Source organism: Mangrovibacter plantisponsor (assembly GCF_003182475.1).
GTDB lineage: Bacteria > Pseudomonadota > Gammaproteobacteria > Enterobacterales > Enterobacteriaceae > Mangrovibacter > Mangrovibacter plantisponsor.
This window is the reverse complement of sequence record NZ_QGTS01000046.1, coordinates 1-1,842: the sequence shown is the minus strand read 5'-3', so window position 1 is coordinate 1,842 and position 1,842 is coordinate 1. Positions and strand designations below refer to the sequence as shown.

At 56.0% G+C, this 1,842-nt stretch carries 1 protein-coding gene and 1 pseudogene; both read left to right on the top strand.

Annotated elements, in window-relative coordinates; translation table 11 throughout:
• Positions 1–1,145 (top strand): annotated as a pseudogene (locus DES37_RS25390) (MnhB domain-containing protein); the annotation flags it as partial.
• Between the two features lie 23 nt (positions 1,146–1,168).
• Positions 1,169–1,842 (top strand): DUF6708 domain-containing protein (locus tag DES37_RS25385; RefSeq protein ID WP_110028297.1); only part of this gene is annotated, 674 nt, incomplete at its 3' end.

The following is a 1,842-nucleotide window of genomic DNA, read 5'->3' as shown; positions in this document are numbered from 1 at the left end:
AGGCAGAAATGGCGCTGGCATCCGGTGTGCTGATACTGATGGCGTCAGCCGTGGAAATTGTGGGGCAGAGTGCGGCGGTACTGAACCTGTTTAACAAGGGAGAGGCGTTACTTAAAGCTGCTGGTATAGTCGCCGGGCTGGCAACAGTTATTCAGGGGATTGCCCTGGGGCTAAGAGCTTATTCAGCCTGGCAGTCAGGGGATAAAGTTGCTTCAGCACTATTTTGGTCAGGAGCATTTATATCTACTGTGTCGGGAGGTATGGCTGTATTTTTTAGTGCAAACGGCATTTTTACTCTATTTGGCCCGGTAGGCTGGTGTATTGTCCTGGGTATTCTGGCCGCCACCCTGGTGGCGGTTGGCAACCGCTATATCCGCTCTCCGCTGGAGCGCTGGCTGAGCCACTGCTGCTTTGGTAACCGTAACAGGTGCGATGAGCGTGAACCGGTCTGGCACCCGCAAAGCCTGGAAGACCTGCAGGAGTGCCTGGACGCGCTGGCGATTATAACCAGCGGGGTGTCAGTGCAGCTGCGTTATGACCGGCTTGCCGCGCTGAGCAAAGCGGCTCCATTACCGGGCACCCGTCTGCTGGCGGCCCGGGTCATTCTGGCAGACTGCCGCCCGGAAAACTCCGCCTGGCGGGTGGAACTGGCGGGTATCACCCACGGGGGAATACGCCAGGTACTGGCATGCAGTGCCTCTGCAGACCAGCAGGGTAACCTGCCACCACTACAGCCACAGACCTATGAAGCCCTGCGGGTACAGTATTCCCGCGCGGATGTCATGGCGCCGAACCCCCAACCGGTCAGGCAGGTCACTGCCGCCACCACGCTGGTGGAAACCTGGTTTACCCGGGAACAGGCACCGGAGCCGGGACGGCAGGATGACTCAGGGAGGGCACGGCCAGAACAACCGGCTCAGGGCCCGGCATCAGGCAGCACCTGCCCGCAAGACAATGCCCCGACAGCGGGCTCACAGCCGGAAAAAAACTGTGGGCAGAAAAAGCCGGAGCCCCACGGGTTGCAACTGGACGGCACCTTTCCCCTTAACACCACCCGTTTTAAGCGTGCGGAACTGTCGGTGGTCTGGTGGCCGGATAAATCACTGCCGGATGAATACCTGCAACTGGCCACCCATATAGACTGATGCGCTAACAAGGATGAATAACCATGTCTTTTATGTCGTTTGAGTACCCCAAACCCCGTTTGCACCCCAAACACAATAACTGGTGTGAAGACCTGCCGGAAAACCATGAGCCCCAGCTGGTGCCCCCACAACTGCGCTGGCTGACAGAGCGGAATGATATTTACCTGGAAGTGCCCCGTTACCGGATTGAGGTGATGTGGGGAGGGATGTTGTTTTCGGCATTCCTGTCCTTTATTAGTGCCGCTCTGATGATGATGATGTTTGTAATTCAATATGGACTAAAAGGGTATGACTTATTCGTTATGATTGTGGGGGGGGGAGGGAGTATTGTAGCGTTATTACTGCTTTTCTACGCTCTGAAAACTTATTTTATAGAACCCCGCAGCCTGCCAATACGCCTGAACCGCAAGCGGCAAAAACTCTATGTGTATAACTATAAACAGCCCTGGCAGCCCTGGCGGAAGGCCATAACCCGTATCAGTGTGTATAACTGGGCAGATATCCACGGAGAAGTTCATTTTGAAAGCACCCCGGGTATCCGTGGCTACCACCTGTATGGGGCGTTGTGTGAACCCGGCACCCACCAGGTGGTGGAACGTTTTGTGCTGGCGAAAGAGTGGGGGGAGCGGGAGCAACTGAACCAAATCTGGAGTTACCTGTGTATGTATATGCAGCACGACGATGAACTGCCACCGCC